The 19,645-nt window shown below is 45.5% G+C and carries 23 protein-coding genes; 9 read left to right on the forward strand and 14 right to left on the reverse strand.

Annotated elements, in window-relative coordinates:
* The first annotated feature begins 1 nt into the window (after window position 1).
* Window positions 2-1,348, forward strand: a complete 1,347-nt coding sequence (locus AABA75_RS00220; protein WP_338290293.1) for a sigma-54-dependent transcriptional regulator — start codon at window positions 2-4, stop codon at window positions 1,346-1,348.
* 69 nt (window positions 1,349-1,417) lie between these two features.
* On the opposite strand, the gene AABA75_RS00225 is transcribed toward AABA75_RS00220, so the two are convergent.
* From AABA75_RS00225 to AABA75_RS00245, 5 genes are all read right to left on the reverse strand, one after another.
* Entirely contained in the window at window positions 1,418-1,933 is a 516-nt protein-coding gene (locus AABA75_RS00225) for a hypothetical protein (RefSeq protein ID WP_338290294.1), read from the reverse strand.
* Between the two features lie 114 nt (window positions 1,934-2,047).
* Window positions 2,048-3,799 (reverse strand): DUF885 domain-containing protein, encoded by a 1,752-nt coding sequence (locus AABA75_RS00230; RefSeq protein WP_338290295.1) that lies wholly within the window; start codon window positions 3,797-3,799, stop codon window positions 2,048-2,050.
* A 70-nt stretch (window positions 3,800-3,869) separates the two neighbouring features.
* Window positions 3,870-4,193: a DUF1820 family protein gene (locus AABA75_RS00235; RefSeq protein ID WP_338290297.1), complete on the reverse strand. Its 324-nt coding sequence runs from the start codon at window positions 4,191-4,193 to the stop codon at window positions 3,870-3,872.
* A 76-nt stretch (window positions 4,194-4,269) separates the two neighbouring features.
* Window positions 4,270-4,956, reverse strand: coding sequence for a TetR/AcrR family transcriptional regulator (locus tag AABA75_RS00240; RefSeq protein ID WP_338290298.1), 687 nt, complete (start codon window positions 4,954-4,956; stop codon window positions 4,270-4,272).
* Window positions 4,957-4,965: 9 nt separating this feature from the next.
* The gene (locus AABA75_RS00245) at window positions 4,966-5,535 is read right to left on the reverse strand and encodes a TetR/AcrR family transcriptional regulator (RefSeq protein WP_338290300.1); all 570 of its coding nucleotides are present in this window, start codon (window positions 5,533-5,535) and stop codon (window positions 4,966-4,968) included.
* Between the two features lie 174 nt (window positions 5,536-5,709).
* On the opposite strand from AABA75_RS00245, the gene AABA75_RS00250 reads away from it, so the two are divergent.
* The gene (locus tag AABA75_RS00250; RefSeq protein ID WP_338290301.1) at window positions 5,710-7,332 is read left to right on the forward strand and encodes a M28 family metallopeptidase; all 1,623 of its coding nucleotides are present in this window, start codon (window positions 5,710-5,712) and stop codon (window positions 7,330-7,332) included.
* Between the two features lie 64 nt (window positions 7,333-7,396).
* On the opposite strand, the gene slmA is transcribed toward AABA75_RS00250, so the two are convergent.
* The 3 genes from slmA to coaBC are packed head-to-tail and all read right to left on the reverse strand — an operon-like array spanning window position 7,397 to window position 9,681.
* Window positions 7,397-7,987: a nucleoid occlusion factor SlmA gene (gene slmA, locus AABA75_RS00255; RefSeq protein ID WP_338290303.1), complete on the reverse strand. Its 591-nt coding sequence runs from the start codon at window positions 7,985-7,987 to the stop codon at window positions 7,397-7,399.
* Window positions 7,988-8,018: 31 nt separating this feature from the next.
* Window positions 8,019-8,474 carry a dUTP diphosphatase gene (gene dut, locus AABA75_RS00260; RefSeq protein ID WP_338290305.1) on the reverse strand — a complete coding sequence of 152 codons (456 nt, stop codon included), beginning with the start codon at window positions 8,472-8,474 and terminating at the stop codon, window positions 8,019-8,021.
* Between the two features lies 1 nt (window position 8,475).
* The gene (gene coaBC, locus AABA75_RS00265; protein WP_338290307.1) at window positions 8,476-9,681 is read right to left on the reverse strand and encodes a bifunctional phosphopantothenoylcysteine decarboxylase/phosphopantothenate--cysteine ligase CoaBC; all 1,206 of its coding nucleotides are present in this window, start codon (window positions 9,679-9,681) and stop codon (window positions 8,476-8,478) included.
* A 130-nt stretch (window positions 9,682-9,811) separates the two neighbouring features.
* On the opposite strand from coaBC, the gene radC reads away from it, so the two are divergent.
* The 4 genes from radC to AABA75_RS00285 all read left to right on the forward strand — a co-directional run bounded on the left by radC (window position 9,812) and on the right by AABA75_RS00285 (window position 11,640).
* Complete coding sequence (radC, locus tag AABA75_RS00270) at window positions 9,812-10,486, forward strand: RadC family protein (protein ID WP_338290308.1); 675 nt, start codon at window positions 9,812-9,814, stop codon at window positions 10,484-10,486.
* 155 nt (window positions 10,487-10,641) lie between these two features.
* A complete protein-coding gene (gene rpmB / locus AABA75_RS00275) occupies window positions 10,642-10,878 on the forward strand; it encodes a 50S ribosomal protein L28 (protein ID WP_229529674.1) in 237 nt (78 codons plus the stop codon).
* A gap of 12 nt (window positions 10,879-10,890) precedes the next feature.
* Window positions 10,891-11,046 (forward strand): 50S ribosomal protein L33, encoded by a 156-nt coding sequence (gene rpmG / locus AABA75_RS00280; protein ID WP_229529675.1) that lies wholly within the window; start codon window positions 10,891-10,893, stop codon window positions 11,044-11,046.
* Window positions 11,047-11,172: 126 nt separating this feature from the next.
* Window positions 11,173-11,640, forward strand: a complete 468-nt coding sequence (locus tag AABA75_RS00285) for a hypothetical protein (RefSeq protein WP_338290309.1) — start codon at window positions 11,173-11,175, stop codon at window positions 11,638-11,640.
* A gap of 294 nt (window positions 11,641-11,934) precedes the next feature.
* On the opposite strand, the gene mutM is transcribed toward AABA75_RS00285, so the two are convergent.
* The 3 genes from mutM to AABA75_RS00300 form a co-directional block, all read right to left on the reverse strand.
* Entirely contained in the window at window positions 11,935-12,759 is an 825-nt protein-coding gene (mutM, locus tag AABA75_RS00290; protein ID WP_338290310.1) for a bifunctional DNA-formamidopyrimidine glycosylase/DNA-(apurinic or apyrimidinic site) lyase, read from the reverse strand.
* A 9-nt stretch (window positions 12,760-12,768) separates the two neighbouring features.
* Window positions 12,769-13,257 carry a pantetheine-phosphate adenylyltransferase gene (coaD, locus tag AABA75_RS00295; RefSeq protein ID WP_338290311.1) on the reverse strand — a complete coding sequence of 163 codons (489 nt, stop codon included), beginning with the start codon at window positions 13,255-13,257 and terminating at the stop codon, window positions 12,769-12,771.
* A 77-nt stretch (window positions 13,258-13,334) separates the two neighbouring features.
* Window positions 13,335-14,729 (reverse strand): capsule assembly Wzi family protein, encoded by a 1,395-nt coding sequence (locus AABA75_RS00300; RefSeq protein WP_338290312.1) that lies wholly within the window; start codon window positions 14,727-14,729, stop codon window positions 13,335-13,337.
* A 277-nt stretch (window positions 14,730-15,006) separates the two neighbouring features.
* Here AABA75_RS00300 and AABA75_RS00305 point away from each other — a divergent pair, with 277 nt between their 5' ends.
* Window positions 15,007-15,402, forward strand: coding sequence for an adenylyltransferase/cytidyltransferase family protein (locus AABA75_RS00305; RefSeq protein ID WP_338290314.1), 396 nt, complete (start codon window positions 15,007-15,009; stop codon window positions 15,400-15,402).
* Window positions 15,399-16,430: a CDP-glycerol glycerophosphotransferase family protein gene (locus AABA75_RS00310; protein ID WP_338290315.1), complete on the forward strand. Its 1,032-nt coding sequence runs from the start codon at window positions 15,399-15,401 to the stop codon at window positions 16,428-16,430. The genes AABA75_RS00305 and AABA75_RS00310 overlap by 4 nt, the downstream gene beginning before the upstream one ends.
* Here the strand turns inward: AABA75_RS00310 and AABA75_RS00315 are convergent.
* Together AABA75_RS00315 and AABA75_RS00320 are read right to left on the reverse strand one after the other, a co-directional pair.
* Complete coding sequence (locus tag AABA75_RS00315) at window positions 16,415-16,870, reverse strand: hypothetical protein (RefSeq protein WP_338290316.1); 456 nt, start codon at window positions 16,868-16,870, stop codon at window positions 16,415-16,417. The two genes, AABA75_RS00310 and AABA75_RS00315, sit on opposite strands and share 16 nt — an antisense overlap.
* 69 nt (window positions 16,871-16,939) lie before the next feature.
* A complete protein-coding gene (locus AABA75_RS00320) occupies window positions 16,940-17,701 on the reverse strand; it encodes a 3-deoxy-D-manno-octulosonic acid kinase (RefSeq protein WP_338290317.1) in 762 nt (253 codons plus the stop codon).
* 93 nt (window positions 17,702-17,794) lie between these two features.
* Between AABA75_RS00320 and AABA75_RS00325 the strand changes: the two genes are divergently transcribed.
* Window positions 17,795-18,823, forward strand: a complete 1,029-nt coding sequence (locus AABA75_RS00325) for a glycosyltransferase family 9 protein (RefSeq protein WP_338290318.1) — start codon at window positions 17,795-17,797, stop codon at window positions 18,821-18,823.
* On the opposite strand, the gene AABA75_RS00330 is transcribed toward AABA75_RS00325, so the two are convergent.
* The gene (locus tag AABA75_RS00330; protein ID WP_338290320.1) at window positions 18,798-19,502 is read right to left on the reverse strand and encodes a DUF2306 domain-containing protein; all 705 of its coding nucleotides are present in this window, start codon (window positions 19,500-19,502) and stop codon (window positions 18,798-18,800) included. The genes AABA75_RS00325 and AABA75_RS00330 overlap by 26 nt on opposite strands.
* Window positions 19,503-19,645 lie beyond the last annotated feature (143 nt).

Consider the following 19,645-nt stretch of genomic DNA (forward strand, 5'->3'; position numbering starts at 1 on the left):
TATGAATGACAATATCCGGGTTCTGCTGGTGGAGGATGATGAAATACAGCGGCAGGTGGTGGCTGATATCCTGGCCTTTGCCGGCTATCAGGTTACAGCGAAAGAGTCAGTAGAAAGTGCCATTTTGGCACTGAAATCAGAAACCTTTGATGTTGTGTTTTCCGATTGGAAGTTGGCAAACCTTACCGGTCTCGATCTGTTAAATTATGTAAAAAGCAATGAAATATCCGTGGGCTTTGCCATTGCTACTGCATATGGCTCTATCGAACATGCCGTCGAGGCGATGGCCGCTGGGGCAGATGATTACCTGGCGAAACCCTTTGAACGACAACAATTACTGTTATGCATCAACAAAATTTATACTGCACAGCAGTTAAGACTGAGTAATCAAAACCTTCGTGCGGCACTATCTGAACAGCAATCCCTGGTGGATCTTGTTGGCAACTCGGATAGTATGCAGCGGGTTTATCAGCGCATTGAACGCATTGCTGACACCAATGCAACGGTCCTCATAACCGGAGAAAGTGGCACCGGTAAGGAGCTCGCAGCAAGAGCCCTCCATCAAAGTTCGGCTCGCTCTGACAGCCCCTTTATCACCGTTAATTGTGGTGCAATCCCTGAGTCTCTCGCTGAAGCTGAATTATTTGGCAGTAAAAAAGGGGCATTTACAGGCGCTGTAAATGACAAACCCGGACAATTTTTGCTTGCTGATAAGGGGACCCTCTTTCTCGATGAAGTAGGAGAGTTACCTCTGACTTTGCAGGTGAAGCTGCTGCGAGTGCTTCAGGAAAGCACCATCACTCCTGTTGGGGGCAGTGAAGAAGTAACGCTTAATATCAGAGTTATTGCTGCCACTCATCGCAATCTCCCGGAAATGATAGCCAAAGGTGAATTTAGAGAAGATTTGTATTACCGCTTGAATATTGTGCCTATCCACATGCCGCCTTTGCGAGAAAGGGAACATGACGTAGCGCAACTCATTCAATTTTTCTGTCAAAAATACGCCAAACAATACGCTGTAGAAACGCCGAAAATCAGTCAAAAAATGCTTAAAAGCTTGATTGATTATCCTTGGCCTGGCAACGTCAGAGAGTTATCAAATCGCATCGAACGTTTTGTATTGCTCGCAGACGAAGCAGAATTACGCACAGAAGTACAAAGGACTTTTTGCCAGGAGGAGGAAGCGACATTCGTTATTCCGGAGGAAGGGATCAACTGGTTCCAGTTTGAGCGTGATTGTTTGCATCAAGCACTTGCGCGAACTCAAGGAAACAAAGCCGCTGCGGCAAAACTCCTTGGCCTGAACTACAAGGCTTTTTTATACAGACTAGAGAAGGGGGAAAGCTGAGCCGAGTGGTAAAACACAAATATATTCAGGTGCCTGAGTGGTTGATTCAGACACGCCAAACCTGGATCCTTAACTGGCTTCAGATTGATCGGAGATTTCTTTTTTGGGACTGGGGTTAGTAAAGTGGTTAACGATGTTGGTGCAGGCAATCACAAAACTACCCACATTGTTTTTGACCCAAGGGACACGCACTTCAGAAGGCATCTCAGAGATAAACTTTCTAACGTCGTCCAGTGATTTTCCTTCACTGGCAAGCGCGCGTTTTAAGGCTTCTTCTACAGTGGCGCCGTGCTCGCAACACTGCATCACAACCGTTTCAAAGCCTTTAAAAATTGCAGAGGTGTGTTCGTACGGCTCACCTTTGATCAAGCCGCGTTTATGAGCCGACTCTAGCTGCGAAGTGAGCATCTTCTGAATTTGTGCCGCCAGTGAATCAACGGTGGTCAGGGCAAACCTTGAGCGGTTTTCGGCGCTGCGGGCCAAATGCCGGAATTCTCTGAGTTCTTTTGCCATGGTTTGGTTTTTCACAACAAAATAAATCAGGATCATCACCATAAACATAATTATGGAGACTGCTGCAATCATTTTCTTTTTTCCTTTGACGCTAACAAAAGGGCGATACACAAAATAAGGTATCGCCCTGATTCTAAATAAACTGAGTTTAAACTCAACCAACCTGAATCTTTTTTTTGTATCCGACTATTTATCTTTCTGCTTAAGGGTATCGCTAATATAACGAGCGATGTTTTCTTCCAGTGTGGTTAAAGGCACAGAACCATGGGCTAAAACGGCTTTGTGAAAGGCTCGTACATCAAATTTATCCGCTAGTTTAGTTTCGGCTTCCTGACGTAAACGCTTAATGGTGAGTTCCCCTATTTTGTAAGACAGGGCTTGTGCAGGCCAGGTAATGTAACGATCTACCTCAGTACGCACGTTATGCTCAGACAGCGCTGTATTCTCAAGCATGTAAGCAACTGCTTGTTGGCGTGTCCAACCTTTTGTATGAATACCGGTATCCACTACTAAACGCGTTGCGCGCCACATTTCATAACTCAGGCGACCAAACTCATCGTAAGGCGTTTCGTAAAAATCCACTTCTTTACCCAGATATTCCGAGTATAAACCCCAACCCTCACCGAACGCCGAGATATAAGTGTAGCGGCGTACATTGGGTAAATCCTCCAGTTCTTGTGAAAGGGCGATCTGTAAATGGTGGCCAGGCACCGCTTCATGCAGTGTCAGCGCGGGTAATGCGTATAGAGGACGTTTGTCCAAAGCATAAGTGTTTACCCAATAATAACCTGGCTCTGTGTCGTTAGTAGGTGAGATGTAGCGACCCGTAGTGTAATTGGGAGCAATGCTCTCTGGTACCGGGGCTACACCATAGGGAGTACGCGGTAAGTAAGAAAACAATTTCGGTAGCCTGGCATCAATGCGCTTTGATAAATAGGCAGCGTAACGCAAAATTTCGTCTTCAGTTTTGGCGTAAAACTGTGGGTCGGTACGCAAAAACTGAATAAACTGCGCCAGATCACCTTCATACTGTAACGAGTCAATAACCTCCTGCATCTCTGAGCGAATACGCTTTACTTCGCTTAAGCCCAGCTGGTGGATCTCATCCGCGGTAAGACTGGTGGTGGTGTAATAGGCAGCCCGATTTTGATAGTAAGCTTCACCATCTGGCCAGGTTATCGCCCCTAAGGTTTTTTTGGCACCGGGAAGGTACTCTTTATTGAGAAATTCATAGAACTTTTGATAGGCCACAATAACGCGATTAGAAATTACCTGTTGTGCTTGTTTTTGCAGCGCCAGCCAGTCATTGTCATTCATAAACGCCACGCTATCTTTTGCAAATGGCCCATAAAAACCACTTTCCGTTGGGTTTTCATGGATAAAGTTTTGCACTAGTTGTGGCACGATATCCAGCACTTCTCTTGGCTGTGTCATTCCCGACTTTAAGCCTTCCTTGAGCCAGTGGGTTTGCTCGGCAAAGTAACGGGGAAAGTCACTGAGACGCTGCAAATAAAATTCATAATCGGCGGCGCTGTTAAACTTGTGAGTATTGGGCAAAAACGCCAGTCCGCTGTAAAAACCGGATTCGGAGGTAAAAGGCAGATAATGGCCTTTGAATTGATACTCATCAATTTGGTTTTGCAGTCGCAGTTTTTGCACAGAAAGTGATATCTGCTCTGACACATCTAGTCGCTTAACTTTGATCTTGTTAAGAGACTGCATGTATTGCAACGCCTGTTGATTTTGCGTTGCCAGTCCCTCAGGCGACAAATCAGCCAGTCGTCCAACTTCTTGTTTCTGGCCCATCCGCGTGGCCAGTACCGGGCTGTTTTTCAGCTCCCATGTCCAGATGGTATCCAGTAGTTCATTGAGTTTTTTGCTTTCTGAAGCAAAGCTGATGCTGCTCACCAACAGCAGGGCAAGAAGGAGATGTTTCATTATTGATTATCGTTATTTTATAGATGGCTTAGTGTAAGCCACCTGCGAATAAATACAAATTTGCTGATGATCAGTTTTTGGGGGTGTAAATGGGAGAGGGGAACTGTGTCACCTTGTCACCCAACTCGGTGATTTTAGCGCTGCCTTGTTTTTTCACTTCATCAATTTTGAGCACACTGTGCAAAGGGATGTAAGTGCGGTTCACATTGGCGTATTCGGATTTCAGTTTCTCATGGCTTGGATCCACCACTAAACTTGTATGATTATCCCAAACGAAATCTCCGATTTCGATAAAACCAAACAAATTGCCTTGAGTCACCTCGCGCACATAGAGCTCATAGCGCTCGCTATTGGCAATAAACTGGATGCGATATAAGGGTTGTTTGTCACTCATAGTCGACTGTCAATTCTAAAAAGAGTCATAATTCGCCATTAGATGGCGCTGATTTGGCACTTTTCAAGATGGTAGCTTAAGAAAACAGCTTCTTCCAGATGCCACTCTTTTCTGGTTTGTTATTGACAATGGTAGCCCGCCACAGCTGCTCTAATGCGTGACGTGCTGAGGTGCTAAAGTCAGGCTTCAGGATTTGCAGGCTAGGAGACATCAGCACTTTAGCGATATTTTCAGTGGGATGAGACAGCTGCCATAAGCCCAGTAACAACGCATAACTGCGTACAATTAAAGAGGCCGTATCTTCTTCGGGTAAGGCAGGAAACATGGCTGAGATTGAACGGGCAGCCTGTTTTGTGGCCTTTGCTTGTTCGTTCTTGTGCGCCAGTAACACTTTGCTATCAACATTTTGCTCGATAACGCTGGTGCTCATGCAGGCCAGTTGCATAAAGACGGGGTTGTCTTCCATATAGGCACAACAGGTATCCAATAAAGTGAGCATAATGGATTCATCAAATTGCCCGTTTTTATGGAAGGTCTTAAGCCAGTTAAGGTGATATTCCTCCAGAATAGCCAGAAATATCTCTTCCTTACTGCGAAAGTAAAGATACAGTGTACCTTTCGCGACACCTGCATCTTTACCGATTTGCGCCGTGGTGGGCAAAACACCGGGGTTGTTTTGATAAAGCGTAATGGCCGATTGCAATATGGCTTTGCGCCGAACCTCTTTTTCTTTGGCGCCACGCGCCCGTTTAAATTCAGTCATATCAACCTTCTATGCTGCCAATGGCCCAAGTAGCGCTTCTGTAGCGAGTTCCAATTCATCTGTGGCACCTGCAATGATGCCAGTTACGGCAAAACCCTGCACATAATTACACAGTTGCAGCGCCGTTGCTTCAATATTGATATCAGCGCGAACCTGTTTGTGCTCAATGGCGCGCTCCAGGCAGCCGATAAAACCAATTTCTAATTGGTCCACATAATGCCGACCAATACTGCGTACGTGTTTGTCATCATAGCCTAGCTCTGTCACCGTATTCACCAATAAGCAGCCTTTGCCTTTCACCAGGCTGACATAGTCATTAAAAAACTGAGTAATGGAGCTTAAACCTTGATTGCGTTCCAGGTTACCGAGTATTTGCTGCAGAACGGTGGCCTGGTAGTGTGCTAATACCTTGTACAAAAAAGACTGTTTGGAGCCAAACTCCAGATAAAAGCCCCGGCGATTAAAGCCGGTGCGGGCGATAATTTCGTCCATTACGGCGCCATTGTAGCCGTGCTCTAAGAAAATCTGCACGGCTTCGGTGAGTACTTCATCAACATCGTATTGTGGTCTTCTCGCCATTTATACGGTTCCTAAGAATAGCTGTTCTCTTAGCATAAATTATCAACAATGCCTGTCAAGCTGGAAAAAAAGAAACTTATGCCCTAAGGTAGGCGGCATGCGAACACATGGCTCTAATGCGACATGATAAGCCGGTGCTCGAAAAACCAACCCATTCTGGAACGATAAGCCTCTATGAAAAAAATAAAACTCACTCTTTGTTTGCTGCTCGGTGCATTTATCAGCACTGCCAGCCATGCTGACATTCTTAAAGCGGATGACAGCCGTATAAAAGCGCATTTGCGCTTCTTATCTCACGATTTGCTTGAGGGCCGTGATACTGGCTCGCAAGGATTGGAAATTGCCTCTTTGTACATTGCTTCACAGTTTGAGCAGTATGGCTTGTTACCCGCAGGTGACAATGGTAGTTACATGCAACGCGTTACCTTTCGCCAGTCTTTTCTTGATCAGGACTCGCCTGAATTTGTATTGAACAAAGGTGGCGAGACAACAGAGCTGAAATATCCGAAAGAGTTTTTGGTTAGCCCCAGTGCAATGTATGAAGATGCCCATGTTTCAGGGGAATTGGTCTTTGTCGGATACGGAATTATTGCTCCAGAACTGGAGCACAATGATTATGCGGGGCTTGATGTCGAGGGTAAAATAGTGGTGATGTTGTCAGGCAAGCCACAGTCTTTCCCCAGTGAAGAGGGGGCTCATTTCGCTTCGGGTTATCAGAAGGGCAGATATGCTGCTGAAAACGGAGCAATTGGTACGATTTCAATCCCGACGCCACGCAGCGAAAAAGCGCGTCCCTACGAGCGTTCATTAAATTATATCCACGTACCACGTGTGCGCTGGTTAAAAGAAGATGGTATGCCTGCAAACACCTTTGCTGAACTCAAAAATGGCGCTTCTTTAAGCCCTGAAACAGCGAAAATGTTGTTTGCTGGTGAGAAAATGAGCCTTGAAGATATCTACGCAGAACTGGAAGATGATAAATCTCCCAAAGGTTTTGCCATGCAATCCAGTATCGAGTTGAGCAAAAAGAGCGAGTTCAAAGAAATTACCAGCCCTAATGTAGTGGCAATTTTGCCTGGCAGCGATCCTGAGTTGGCGAAAGAGTATGTCTCTTTTTCTGCCCACCACGATCATATTGGTATCGCCAAAACGGTTGAAAAAGACAAGATCAATAACGGCGCCTTGGACAATGCCAGCGGCACCTCAGTGTTGTTAGAAACTGCGCGTTTGTTAGCTCAAGCTCCGGCACCGAAGCGCTCAATTTTGTTTGTAGCAGTAACGGGCGAAGAAAAAGGGCTACTGGGTTCGGACTATTATGCGCAAAACCCAACGGTGCCAATTGAAAGTATTGTGGCTAACGTCAATCTCGATATGCCAGTGCTGACTTACGAGTTTGCCGATGTGATTGCCTTCGGTGCAGAACACAGTAGTTTGAAAGCATCAGTGACCGCTGCCGCTAAATACCATGACTTAACTCTCGGACCTGATCCAATGCCCGATCAGGCGATTTTCACCCGCTCAGACCACTACAGCTTTGTTAAACAAGGTGTACCCTCTGTATTTGTAATCCCCGGTTGGACTGCTGTCGATCCTGAAGTAGATGGCGCTAAGAAGTTTGGTGAATTTTTCGGTAAGTGTTACCACAAACCTTGTGACGAATTCTCCGAAGACTTCAATTGGAAAGCGGCTGTGAAATTTGCGGAAGTGAATATTCAGATAGGCCAAACCATTGCAAATCAAATGGAAAAGCCCACCTGGAATGACGATAGCTTCTTCGGTAATACCTTTGGACGCTAATACAATACGCCATTAAAAAAGGCTGCGAATGCAGCCTTTTTTGTGACTATTTTACAGTCTCAATTTAGCCAAAAAAACGCTCTCGCATAAACTTCCACTGCGCACCAAAGCCATCTGTGGGACGGGCGCTGAACTCTGAACGCACAAACTGATTGATGCGGCCATCCACATAGCAAATCAGAATATTGGCAATCAATGTTTCGTCGGCAGGCAGGGCTTTGCCTTCGCGTAATTTACGCTCCCTCAGGATTTGTCTGAGTTGGGTTTCAAGGCGTTCGAAAAGCTGCGCAATGCGAGTGCGCAAGCGCTCCTGTTCACCCTGTAAGGCGTCACCGTTGAGAATACGGGTTATACCGGGGTTTTTCTCAGCAAAACCCAGAATCAAATGTAAGATTAACTGGCAGCGGTTACCGGTATCTTTTTCTTCATCGACAATCTTATTGATGCGGCTGAACAGGGTTTCTTCAATAAACTCTATTAAGCCTTCAAACATGCGCGCCTTACTGGGAAAGTGACGATAAAGTGCTGCTTCTGAAACGCCCACTTTTTCCGCCAATTTGGCCGTTGTTATACGTTGTCCATGATGGGTTTCCAACATTACCGCGAGTGATTGCAATATCTGGGCTTTGCGGTTGTTTTTACGAGTTGCTGGCATAATGGTGTCCTGAGGTATTCTCGTCCTTGGATTAATGCGTGCCAGAGGAGCCAAAGCCGCCCTGACCTCTTTCGCTTTCGGTAAATTCTTCTACGACTTCAAATTGTGCCTGAATTACTGGCAGTATCACAAGCTGAGCAATGCGTTCGCCGGGATTAATTTGCTGGCTTTGTTGCCCTCTATTCCAGACTGACACCATCAGTTGCCCTTGGTAATCAGAATCGATTAACCCTACCAGGTTACCCAGCACTAAGCCTTTTTTATGGCCAAGTCCAGAGCGCGGTAAAATGGTGGCACATAAGCCAGGATCGCCTATATACATGGCTAGGCCGGTGGGTATTAGCTCGGTTTGACCTGGCTCCAGGGTTAATGTGTTATCCAAACAGGCACGCAGATCCATACCGGCTGAACCCGGTGTGGCGTATTCTGGCAGTGGAAATTCATTACCCAGTCGTGGGTCCAGTATTTTAAGGTCGATTTTGTGCATATCAGCTGTGTTTCTGGTTAAATCGTTGTGCAACTGCTTCTAATAATTGCAGCGCAATTTGTTGTTTATTCGCCTTTGCCAATGGTTGCTCACCATCCGCCCAATACAAAGTGAGCGCGTTTTCATCACTATTAAAGCCAATGTCTGAACGCGATACGTCGTTTGCGGCAATTAAGTCTAACTTTTTACGGGCCAGCTTATCCTTGGCATATTGCGCCACATTTTGCGTTTCAGCGGCGAAGCCAACAGTAAAAGGTGGTTTGGGTAACGCTGCCACCGAAGCAAGAATATCGGGATTTCTAACAAAAGTAAGTGTTAACTCAATATTACTTTTTTTAATCTTGTGATCAACTGCTTGTGTTGGTTTGTAATCCGCTACAGCTGCACAGCCAATAAATATATCGCAATCTTGCACTTCTGCCATTACCGCGCTTAACATTTCTTCCGCAGTATTCACTTTGTGCAGTGATGCTTGTGTGGGGGCATTAAGATTAACCGGGCCGGACACCAGGCAAACTTCCGCTCCGAGTTTAAGTGCTGCCTCTGCAATCGCATAGCCCATTTTTCCGGAGCTGTGATTACTCATGTAGCGCACCGGATCAATATGCTCACGGGTAGGACCCGCGGTAATGATGACTTTTTTACCGGCCAGTAATTGGCTGCTGGTTTGCGAATCTAATAACTCAGCAATCTCTTCTGGTTCTATCATTCTGCCCGGTCCAATGTCGCCACAGGCTTGTTCTCCTTGGTCCGGGCCGATGAAACTGACATTGCGTTTAGCCAAGATTGCTAAATTCTCCTGGGTTGCCGGGGCACGCCACATTTGCTGGTTCATGGCCGGGGCTAAGTGAATTGGTGCTGTGGTGGCTAATACCAAGGTAGTGAGAAGATCATCTGCCAGGCCGTGGGTCAATTTGGCAATGGTATTGGCAGTTGCTGGCGCAATCAGTAATAGATCTGCCCATTTGGCCAGTTCTATATGTCCCATAGCCGCCTCTGCGGCAGGGTCGAGTAAATCATCGGAGACAATATTGCCAGAGACGGCTTGCAGGGAAAGAGGACTAACAAACTCTTTGGCGGATTGAGTTAAAACCACTCTGACGTTGGCGCCTCGCGCTTTGAGTTTACGCACCAGATCAGGCGTTTTATAAGCCGCGATTCCACCGCTGATACCCAGAAGAATATTGGTGTTGAGCAAAGATCCCATAGAAGAAATGATGTTGTTCTTTTTCGACTAATTATGTAGATTAACACGAAAGCACAGGAACTGCTTTGTTAATACTGTTAACCAGCGCTATTTTTGAATAAAAATTTTGCTTCATACATGGAATGTAACGATGAAATTATCTCAATGGCCTGAGGCGGAAAGACCTCGCGAAAAACTACTCAATTTAGGTCCTCAATCTCTCAGTGACGCTGAATTATTAGCGATATTTTTACGCACTGGTATTCCCGGTTTTAATGCCGTTGAATTGGCGCGTCAATTGCTGGTGGAATTCGGCTCTGTAAAGCGTTTGTTAAGCGCCAACCTGGGACAATTCTGCCAAGGTAAAGGGTTAGGCAAAGCTAAATTTGTGCAACTGCAGGCGGTATTAGAGCTTTCTCGTAGATATTTTGAGTCTGAGCCTCAAAGCAAAACACAATTTACCTCCTCGTCGTTTACTAGTGAATTTATCAGTCGAAGAATGGCTGGTTACAGCCAAGAGGTGTTTGCCATGCTGATGTTAGACTCTCAGCATCAGTATCTGCATTTTCAGCCGGTTTTCTTTGGCACTATTAATGCCGCTCCTGTTTACCCAAGGGAGCTGGTTAAACTTGCGCTTTCTTACAATGCTGCAGCCGTTGTTTTGGCTCACAATCACCCTTCGGGTATCGCTGAGCCGAGTCAGGCTGACAAACATATCACTCTGCGTATTGTGCAAGCCATGGAGTTAATGGATATTCGGGTGCTAGACCACATTGTGATAGGCGATGGGCAACATACATCAATGGCAGAGCGGGGAATGATGTAAAGTGTTGAAAATGGCTCATTAATTCAACTTTTACTTGAATCTGCTGATTTTATACTGTATAAAGTGCGCCCTCTTGTATGAGCATCTTCTGACCAGCGGCAATTTGCCGAGTTGAAAAGGTCGGGTTAAGTAAGTAATTTTTGGAGACAACAACAATGTCCAGAGTATGTCAAGTTACTGGCAAACGCCCTGCGGTAGGTAACAACCGCTCTCACGCGAACAACGCAACGCGTCGTCGCTTTTTGCCAAACCTACAATCTCACCGTTTTTGGGTTGAGTCTGAAAACCGTTTCGTTAAACTGCGTGTTTCTACTAAAGGCATGCGTATTATCGATAAGAAAGGCATCGATTCAGTATTAACTGAAATGCGTGCTCGCGGCGAAAAAGTTTAAGGAGTCTGAGTTATGCGCGATAAAATTAAATTAGTATCTACAGCTAACACAGGCTATTACTACACGACAGACAAAAACAAGCGTAACATGCCGGGCAAAATGGAGATCAAAAAGTACGATCCCGTTGTTCGCAAACACGTGCTTTTTAAGGAAGCAAAGATTAAGTAATCTTTTTGGTTTTTGTCTCCCGAAAAACCCGGTTAATTCCGGGTTTTTTGCGTTATCTCGCTGAAAAATTTTAATTTTTCTGTTAAATCGTTACACTGCTTCCATCGCAACTCATTTATCAATTCAATGCTCAGACTCAGCCATCGCGCCTGGAACAATGTCGTTATTCTGGCCATGTTATTTATGGTTTATCTGTTTACCCTCAGCAATGACATGATTAACAGCGATGAGGACACCCCTGAAGAGCTTATGCCACTTTTTCCACCTTTTAGTGTCATCATGACATTAGATTTTGGTATCGCACGCATAGAGCGAATAGGACAGGATTGGCGCATTCAGGATAACGCAGAAGCGCCACTCAATGATCTCGTGCAAATCAGTGAAAACTGGCGCACGTTAGAGGTGCGTCCTGCAGCAATCACGCCAGAGCAATCCCCTTATATCGTCTCTGTATTACTGGCGGGTGAAGATAAAAAGCGGGTATTTCAGCTGTTTCCTGAAGAGAGCGGGCTCATTCTACATTCCAGTGGTCAAAATTATCAGGTCGACAATATCGCCATCGAGTCTCTATTTCCCATCGCTTTGGTGGATTAGGTTAAAAACCAACAAAGCAGCGCTGGAGAGTGAATAGCAATAACACTATGAGCATCGCTAAAATCACAACTTTACTTATAGATAACAGTTTGCTTAACAGACCCAGTTTTACGATAACGACAGCATAAAAAACAGATTCTAACGCCAACTTAGTCGTTACCAGTGATGTGATGGGGTGGCGGGAATAATCGATGAAATACTCAAAAGCCAGAAACCACAATCCTTGCCAGGCAACCCAAATTGGTAAAAAGCGAAACCATAATAGTCGATAAAAGGTCGCCTTGGGCGGTCGCTCTATTTTTGGCATTGACTGCAATAAACAGAACTGCGATTAGACAGGCGGATCTCTTTTAGTGTTGTTGCACAATTAGGGCAGGGCTCACCCTTGCGGCCATAAACTAACAGTTGTTGCGCAAAGTAACCTGGTTTACCGTCACCACCGACAAAATCTCTAAGAGTGGTACCACCTTGGGTAATGGAGCGTTCCAGGATGCGTTTGGCGTCCGCTACAAATAAGGCATATTTGGCTTTTGATACCTTACCTGCTGCTTTATTGGGGTGAATACCGGCAGTAAATAGCGCTTCGGTGGCGTAAATATTACCGATGCCAGTTACCACCTTTTGATCCATCACAAATTGCTTTACGGCAATGGATTTACCACGCGATTTTTGCCATAGGTAATCGCCATCAAACTCTTCTGATAGTGGCTCTGGCCCCAAATGGCTGAGTAGTTTGTTCTCTATGGGGGGCGTGTCCAACCAAAGAATACAGCCGAATCGCCGTGGATCGGAATAGCGTAATATCAAGCCGTTTTCAAAACCAATATCTGCATGATCGTGTTTCAAAATGGCATCGTCTGGTTTGGCAATGCGTAAGCTGCCAGACATGCCCAAATGAATAAGTAAAGCTTTCTGAGTGTTGTGCTCAAGATACAAGAGTAAATATTTGGCGCGGCGCTCAATGGCTGTTATTCGTTGTCCTGTGAGTATTTGCTCAATATTATCAGGTATTGGCCAGCGCAAAGAACGCTGGCGAATAGTCACATTTGCGATCCGTTGTTGTAAAACATGGGGGCTGATACCACGTTTGGTGGTTTCGACTTCTGGTAACTCTGGCATGCCGGATTATTATGCTTTTTGATGAAACTTTTCTATCAATGCTTGTTGCACTATGGGATGACAAAACTCGTGCACCTGACCGCGGTGTAAGGCCACTTCTTTCACCAGTGTAGAGGAGATAAAGGAGTTCTCTTCAGCGGGTGTTAAAAATACGCTTTCCAGGTCACGATTCAGGCGTCGATTCATGTTGGCCAATTGGAACTCATATTCAAAATCAGACACCGCTCTTAAGCCACGGATGAGCACATTGGCGTTTTGCTCTTTGGCAAAATCCGCAAGTAATCCTTGGAAGCCTACAACATCAACATTGTCCAGGTGTTCTGTTACTTTTTGTGCCAGCTCCACTCGTTCCTCTAGCGTAAACAATGGCTTTTTACTGGGGTTAGAGGCAATGGCAACCGTAACTTTGGAGAATAGTTTGGCGGCGCGCTCTATGAGATCGGCATGCCCATTGGTTATGGGATCGAATGTTCCTGGATAAAGTGCGGCTGTTTTCATAGGGGTCTACCGATATCCTTAAATAGTTAGCTTAGCGCGATTGTGGAGTATTTTGAACGCTTTCATCAATATAAATATTACCAGCGGTAAAAAGCACTCAGGCGGTTGTAGTTATCACCTGTTGCATCTTTACCAAAAGTGCCGTCGATACCGAAAAAGCCATACTCCGTTGCAATACTATATCTGGCATTCAATTGAAAGGTATCTGACAAACCCGCCGTATCTTCAATACTCTGATGAGTTAATTTGACGGCGAGTTGTTGCGCATCCCATAGCTCCCAATCCATCATAATATGATGAGTCAGTGCTTCCGGACTTAAACCCGCTGTGAACTCGTCAGCGCTCCAATGACCCATCAGCACGTTTTTATTACGCAATCCTTGAGGATAAAAAGACGATTCGTACCAGCCGGCTTCTCGACTGGTAATTTCGTAACGCAATGACATGGTTTCAAATAATACTGGAGCATAAAAACCCGCGGAAATGGCATGCCCTGAATCATCTTCTGCGCTTAAACTATCTCGCTGATATTGTGCAAACTCAGCATAGACGGACAACGGAATCTCAAGTCCCATATTCCACTTGGCGCTAACTGCCGTTTGCCCATAACCTTGTTCATTATTGTCTTGCCTGGTATCTTCTAGTGAGGATGGGGTGAATAAGCCCTTAAAACCAAGACTTAAATCATTATCCCGCAGTCCACCTCCATAATAATAAGTTCGCGTGAAGCCAACAGAAAATCGCTCAAATGGACTCAGGCTGATATGCATCCCCGTCATTTCTGGTTTGCCCTGAGTGATCTTACCCTGACTGAGGACGTCCGTTTCTTCGTCATATTTGGCGTAAAACACCTCATAGCGAAGGTTGAAATCGGTTATGCCTGTTGTATTGCTGAAAGTTACGGAAGGCGGATTTTCAGCGTGAGTGCTGAGCAACATGGCAGAATCTTGCATCGGCGATAGCCAATGATCTCTGAACCCAATATCCATTTGCAGGTATTCGTTGCCCATACTCAAATGGGTATTGGTTGCGGCTCTACCGCCTTCATCGCTGTAATTAGCACCAACGGAAAGAAAAATATAAGGATTGTAAAATACATGCCCAGCAGCAGAAATTTCAAATGAAGAGGTGTGTTTAACACCACGATTATTCTCAAGGCTGCGGGTATTGTCATCACTTGTAGAAAGCGTTACAGCCCGATGGGTATTGGCGATTTCCTGAGTGTAACGTTTTAAATATGCTGATAAGCGATTGTAGAGTATGGGATGATAATCCTTGATGGCTTCAAGCCGCACCAACACCTCAGTCGCTTTATAGGGACGGGAAAGGGGGGTATCTCCTGTCATGGCCATAAGCTTTTCAATCTGTAATTCAACCTCTGGAGCCAGATTAATGGGGAGATAGGGAGACACACCATTAGCAAGCGTTTTAACAGGCAAACTCAGTAAACAAATCCATATAAATCTTTTCATGTATGACTCGATCGAAAAATCCAACATCTTTAGCCACTGTTTGTGTATTAATGCATAAAAGTGGCATTTCCAGGTCGCCGGAATACTACCACAAGTTATCGCCAATGAGATTGAAATCTGAGGAGTGCGCAATGTAAGCTATCATTGCAACTATATTTACATGTTCCACGCGACTTTTATCCTGGTGCCGCAGTTGTTATTATCTCAAATTATCAATGTAGGCACATTCTAAGTTCCTTTCATTCGAGACATTAATCTCTTTTCTAGCAGGTAAATAGTGCGCAGAGTTATCACTTTTGGAACATACGATGTTTTTCATGTTGGCCATGTAAAATTGTTAAAACGAGCCAAAGCGTGCGGGGATCACCTGACGGTTGGAGTATCCTCCGACGAATTAAATTTTAGTAAAAAGGGGCGTAATCCGGTGTATTCATTGGAGAGCCGTATGGAGATTATTAGCTCACTAAAGTTTGTAGATGATGTCTTTGTAGAGCATTCTCTGGAAGCCAAAGAGCAGTATATTCTCCAGGCCAAAGCGGATGTATTGGTGATGGGAGATGACTGGCAAGGGCGCTTTGACCATTTCAAAAGCGTATGTGAAGTGGTCTATCTGCCCAGAACTCCGTCGGTTTCGACAACTGAGCTGATTGAAGTAATCAAGGAAACGAGATGACGAAACGCTTTCTGATGTATATTTCTGAGAACTATTCGTTCGAGATTCTCAGACCAGTTCAAAACGTAATGAGGGATAGGGGTTATCAGGTTGCGTGGTTTGTGGAAGGCGATCACGTTAATCTGGATTATTTTTCAGAGGGTGAAAAACAATTAGTTGATATTCAGTCTGTTGTTGCATTCCAACCTGACGCGGTTTTTGTTCCCGGCAATGTTGTTCCTGATTTTATCCCGGGTCTCAAAGTTCAGGTGTTTCACGGCTTTGAGTGGAAGAAAAAGGGGCACTTTAGAATCCGGGGCATGTTCGACCTCTATTGTACACAGGGGCCTTTATTCACCAAAAAGTTCAATGAGTTGGCGCAACCACATCGCCATTTTCAGGTTATCGAAACTGGTTGGCCAAAAATGGATGTGTTGTTCAATACCAAGCCTTATGACTGGGCTGAACGAGATGAGCGTCCGACGATATTATTTGCTCCGACTTTTTCACCTGCTCTCACCAGCGCACCCGCATTGTTTAAGCAAATTAAGTCCCTATCTCAATCCGGACAATGGCAATGGTTGATAAAATTTCACCCAAAGATGGATCCTCAGTGGCAACAGCAGTACAAAGAACTTCAAAATGAAAATCTGAAGGTGATAGAGACCCAAGAGGTCGCAGGGCTATTGCACTGTGCAGACGTTTTACTTTCTGATACCTCCTCAATCATCACTGAATTTACGCTGCTGAATAAACCCGTGGTGACGTTCGCCAATATGATGCCAGAATCGCATCTTTTGGACTTCTCCAGTCCGGATCTCTTGGAATCTAAGCTCAGCGAAGCCTTAGCGCCAGGCCCTGATTTACTGAGTAAGATAAAAGACGCCGTAAAAGAACTGCATCCTTATTCTGATGGAGATTCTGCCTCCAGAGTGTTGGATGCTGCATTGAGCTGTATCGAGGCAGGCGGAAGTCATTTAAAACGCAAACCATATAATTTGATACGGAATCTAAAGTTGCGGAAAAAATTGGGTTATTGGCGCTTATGATTCATTTTTTCTGCTGCTGGTGACATTAACTCCTGATAACCCTCAAGCTTGTATTTGCAAATATATTCGGGGGTTTTAAGTAGCGAGTTTGCATAGAGCAGCCCATAAATTCCGGTCATAAGGATGCTGGGGGCAACGGTGGCGAAAATATCCGGTGTGTTGTTCAGCGCATTGAGCAAAATCACAGTGATACTTTGAAATAGCAGCGGCGGCAATACGGCTATCTGGGGACGCTTATGGCATTTCATTTTGCTCAATGTCCAATTGAGAAAAGCGGTAAACGTCACCGTCATCAGTGCGCTGTAGGTGCCTTGTAGCAGAGCACTGCGCAGTACTAATGCCTGATCATCGCTGGCCATGCTATTCACCCACCATGACCAAACGCTATAAAAGCTAAATGCGACGATAGCGGATAGTAAGGCACGCGTTCTGGCTGTCATGGTTAACTTCCCGGAGCAAAGAGTATAGGTGTAGACCTTGGCATGTATTGTTTGCTTTCGCTATTGATGCTAATTGATATCATTATAGCCAGCTATCAATATATCCCATTGCTGCTCTTGCCAATGTAACTCAGGCAATTTTCGCTTTTCCTTGAGTAATGAACGTTGCAACCTTGCCAGGTTATGCTGCTTCCAGCTCTCACCGGGTTTGAATCCGCATTTATCAAAATCGATAAGCCAAGGCTTATCTTGTTGATCCAACAGAATATTGCGGATGTTCAGGTCATGGTGGTAAACCTGATTATCGTGAAAGGTTCGGATGGTTTTACCCACGGTGTGCAATGCCTTTTCAGACAGGGGCTGCTGACACAGAATGTGATGCAAGTCCGCTGCCTCAGGTATGCGTTTAATGATAATGCTATTGCGATAAATTAGTCCGCTTTTTTGTATGCAAGCCATGACAGGCTCGGGAACGGCAAGTTGTAATGCCAGCATATCCAGTAGTAAAAAAAACTCTTGCCACGCACGCGTTCGTTCAAAGCCCGTGAAAAAAAACTGATTAGATAAAATTTTACCGGGAATACCTCCGCGTAGATAAGGGCGTAAAATTGAATCCTGTTGCTGATGACGCACAAACAGGGTTTTGCCGCGCCCTGAAGCTGAGCCGGTGATTTCAGCATTTTTTTGCCACCAGGAGGCGGTAAAAACCGAATTCTCAGGCGGTAAGCTGCAATTCTGTAGCTGAATTATTCGGGTATTCGCATCTCCATAGCTTAGGACCTTGTTATATTTTTTCTGATAATCAGCTGGCAACTGAAGCTGTGTTGTCATCGGATACGCTTGCGGGAGAGGGTTAACTGGGGAACAATAGTGCCAGATTACCTTGAATAGTGACAGACTGTCACTGCCCTGACAGGAAACTTTGTGCAAGAAAACGCTAAATTATGTTTATTACGTTTGTCAGCAATTGGTGATGTTTGCCACGCTGTAGCGCTGGTGGAGCGGATCCAAAGAATGCGCCCGGATATTCAAATCACCTGGGTGATTGGCAAAGTAGAATATCAGCTTGTATGTGATATACCCGGTATTCAGTTTATTATTTTTGACAAAAAACAAGGGTGGCGCGCTTATCAGAAATTGCGCTCAGATTTAAAAGGGCAGCGATTTGATGCGTTGTTTTTGATGCAAATCGCGCTGCGTGCAAACATTGCCAGTTTGTTTATTAAGGCGGATAAAACCTTTGGTTTTGATCCCGAGCGTTCCAAAGAGTTACATCATCTGTTTATTTCCCACCCCATTAGTAAGCAAGAGCATCCCCATGTGTTAGACGGATTTATGGCCTTTGCGGATGCCGCTCAAATCCCTGACGGCGGAATACTCCGTTGGCATATTCCTCTGCCCGACGCAGCGCAAGCTAAGGCGCAAGCGCTCTGTGATGCGCATGATCGGTTTGTAGTCATTTGTCCTTCAGCCAGTAAAGCAGAGAGGAACTGGACTGTAGAGGGGTATCAGCAGCTAGCGGCTTGGCTGCAAAGCAAGCAAATGCCCGTGTTGTTGTGTGGCGGACCTTCTGACGGCGAACGGGCTCTGGCACAGGAGATTGCATCGGCGGGGGCCGTAACAGAGAATTTAACCGGCCAAACCAGCCTAAAAGAGCTGTTAGCGATTTTGGCAAAAGCGGCCTTGGTGATTGCACCGGATACAGGCCCGGCACACATGGCCACTACAGTGGGTACGCCTGTGGTGGGCTTGTATGCTCATAGTAACCCGTTGCGCACTGGACCATACAACAATAAGGACGATGTTGTATCCGTGTATGAAGAGGTTATCTCTGAGCAACAGGGTAAACCATGGACAGAGTTAACCTGGGGGACCAGAGCCAAAGGGCCGGATCTGATGCAGCGTATTACACTGGAGCAAGTTGTGGCTAAAGTGAAGCGGTTTTTACCATAGTACCGGGTCCATCTTGTTTTGCTCCTTTTTGTTTAGCGGTAACCTGTTTGCTTCCCTTAGGAATAATGAATACCTCTGCCACGGCAAGATTCACCAGGAAACCCACCCAAATGCCAACTCCTATTACCCATTGCTCGATAGAGCCCAAAATTAAATAGGCCGGAATAAAGAATAAGCGCTGAGTGGCCGGGCCTAACGCAACAGCGGTAGCGCGAATCATCCAAGCCCTGTGGGCGGGGATATCGCCTTGTTTTACCCGAATGATACCCATCATAACGCAGGCACAGATGGCCAGTGAAAATGTCATCACGCCAAAATATTTCAGTGCTCCGCCAAAAGCAGGATAGAGCTCGTTCATTAGCAGGGCGGTGATACCGGCACACAGAGCGCAAATGATCATCAAACCACCGTTACACCGGTGCAACCAGGTTAGTTTTGTTCGAATTGTGCTGGAAAACTGTAAAGGACTGAGTAGGTTAAACAGCACTCCACTGACAATATGCAGTAGCACCGGTAATGGCATTTGGTAGTAGTGGGGAACGTCGGGGTCGTGAGAACTATCCCCGGTCATCAAACCGGTGTTAAGTGCATCCAGTTGCAAGGTTCCTGATGCGATGCTGATAAAGGCAAGTAAATATAGACCAAAAATCTTGAAGTTGAACCAGTATTGCAGTTTCATTGAAGTTTCCACTTGAGTTGCTTTATGCACAGCTTGCAGAAAAGAGACACTAATATCGTCTTGCTGGTTTGAGCAGGACAAAAATGCGCAGCTTGATTGTAATGACTATGGTTCACTAATGGGTTCATGAGATGCAGGAATCG

Source organism: Planctobacterium marinum (genome assembly GCF_036322805.1).
GTDB classification, from domain to species: Bacteria; Pseudomonadota; Gammaproteobacteria; order Enterobacterales; family Alteromonadaceae; genus Planctobacterium; species Planctobacterium marinum_A.

What these genes read in the sequence shown, in the direction of transcription:
- AABA75_RS00220 (WP_338290293.1), top strand. Translation starts at nt 2, where the DNA reads ATGAATGACAATATCCGGGTTCTGCTGGTGGAGGATGATGAAATACAG.
- AABA75_RS00225 (WP_338290294.1), bottom strand. Translation starts at nt 1,933, where the DNA reads ATGATTGCAGCAGTCTCCATAATTATGTTTATGGTGATGATCCTGATT.
- AABA75_RS00230 (WP_338290295.1), bottom strand. Translation starts at nt 3,799, where the DNA reads ATGAAACATCTCCTTCTTGCCCTGCTGTTGGTGAGCAGCATCAGCTTT.
- AABA75_RS00235 (WP_338290297.1), bottom strand. Translation starts at nt 4,193, where the DNA reads ATGAGTGACAAACAACCCTTATATCGCATCCAGTTTATTGCCAATAGC.
- AABA75_RS00240 (WP_338290298.1), bottom strand. Translation starts at nt 4,956, where the DNA reads ATGACTGAATTTAAACGGGCGCGTGGCGCCAAAGAAAAAGAGGTTCGG.
- AABA75_RS00245 (WP_338290300.1), bottom strand. Translation starts at nt 5,535, where the DNA reads ATGGCGAGAAGACCACAATACGATGTTGATGAAGTACTCACCGAAGCC.
- AABA75_RS00250 (WP_338290301.1), top strand. Translation starts at nt 5,710, where the DNA reads ATGAAAAAAATAAAACTCACTCTTTGTTTGCTGCTCGGTGCATTTATC.
- slmA (WP_338290303.1), bottom strand. Translation starts at nt 7,987, where the DNA reads ATGCCAGCAACTCGTAAAAACAACCGCAAAGCCCAGATATTGCAATCA.
- dut (WP_338290305.1), bottom strand. Translation starts at nt 8,474, where the DNA reads ATGCACAAAATCGACCTTAAAATACTGGACCCACGACTGGGTAATGAA.
- coaBC (WP_338290307.1), bottom strand. Translation starts at nt 9,681, where the DNA reads ATGGGATCTTTGCTCAACACCAATATTCTTCTGGGTATCAGCGGTGGA.
- radC (WP_338290308.1), top strand. Translation starts at nt 9,812, where the DNA reads ATGAAATTATCTCAATGGCCTGAGGCGGAAAGACCTCGCGAAAAACTA.
- rpmB (WP_229529674.1), top strand. Translation starts at nt 10,642, where the DNA reads ATGTCCAGAGTATGTCAAGTTACTGGCAAACGCCCTGCGGTAGGTAAC.
- rpmG (WP_229529675.1), top strand. Translation starts at nt 10,891, where the DNA reads ATGCGCGATAAAATTAAATTAGTATCTACAGCTAACACAGGCTATTAC.
- AABA75_RS00285 (WP_338290309.1), top strand. Translation starts at nt 11,173, where the DNA reads ATGCTCAGACTCAGCCATCGCGCCTGGAACAATGTCGTTATTCTGGCC.
- mutM (WP_338290310.1), bottom strand. Translation starts at nt 12,759, where the DNA reads ATGCCAGAGTTACCAGAAGTCGAAACCACCAAACGTGGTATCAGCCCC.
- coaD (WP_338290311.1), bottom strand. Translation starts at nt 13,257, where the DNA reads ATGAAAACAGCCGCACTTTATCCAGGAACATTCGATCCCATAACCAAT.
- AABA75_RS00300 (WP_338290312.1), bottom strand. Translation starts at nt 14,729, where the DNA reads ATGAAAAGATTTATATGGATTTGTTTACTGAGTTTGCCTGTTAAAACG.
- AABA75_RS00310 (WP_338290315.1), top strand. Translation starts at nt 15,399, where the DNA reads ATGACGAAACGCTTTCTGATGTATATTTCTGAGAACTATTCGTTCGAG.
- AABA75_RS00315 (WP_338290316.1), bottom strand. Translation starts at nt 16,870, where the DNA reads ATGACAGCCAGAACGCGTGCCTTACTATCCGCTATCGTCGCATTTAGC.
- AABA75_RS00320 (WP_338290317.1), bottom strand. Translation starts at nt 17,701, where the DNA reads ATGACAACACAGCTTCAGTTGCCAGCTGATTATCAGAAAAAATATAAC.
- AABA75_RS00330 (WP_338290320.1), bottom strand. Translation starts at nt 19,502, where the DNA reads ATGAAACTGCAATACTGGTTCAACTTCAAGATTTTTGGTCTATATTTA.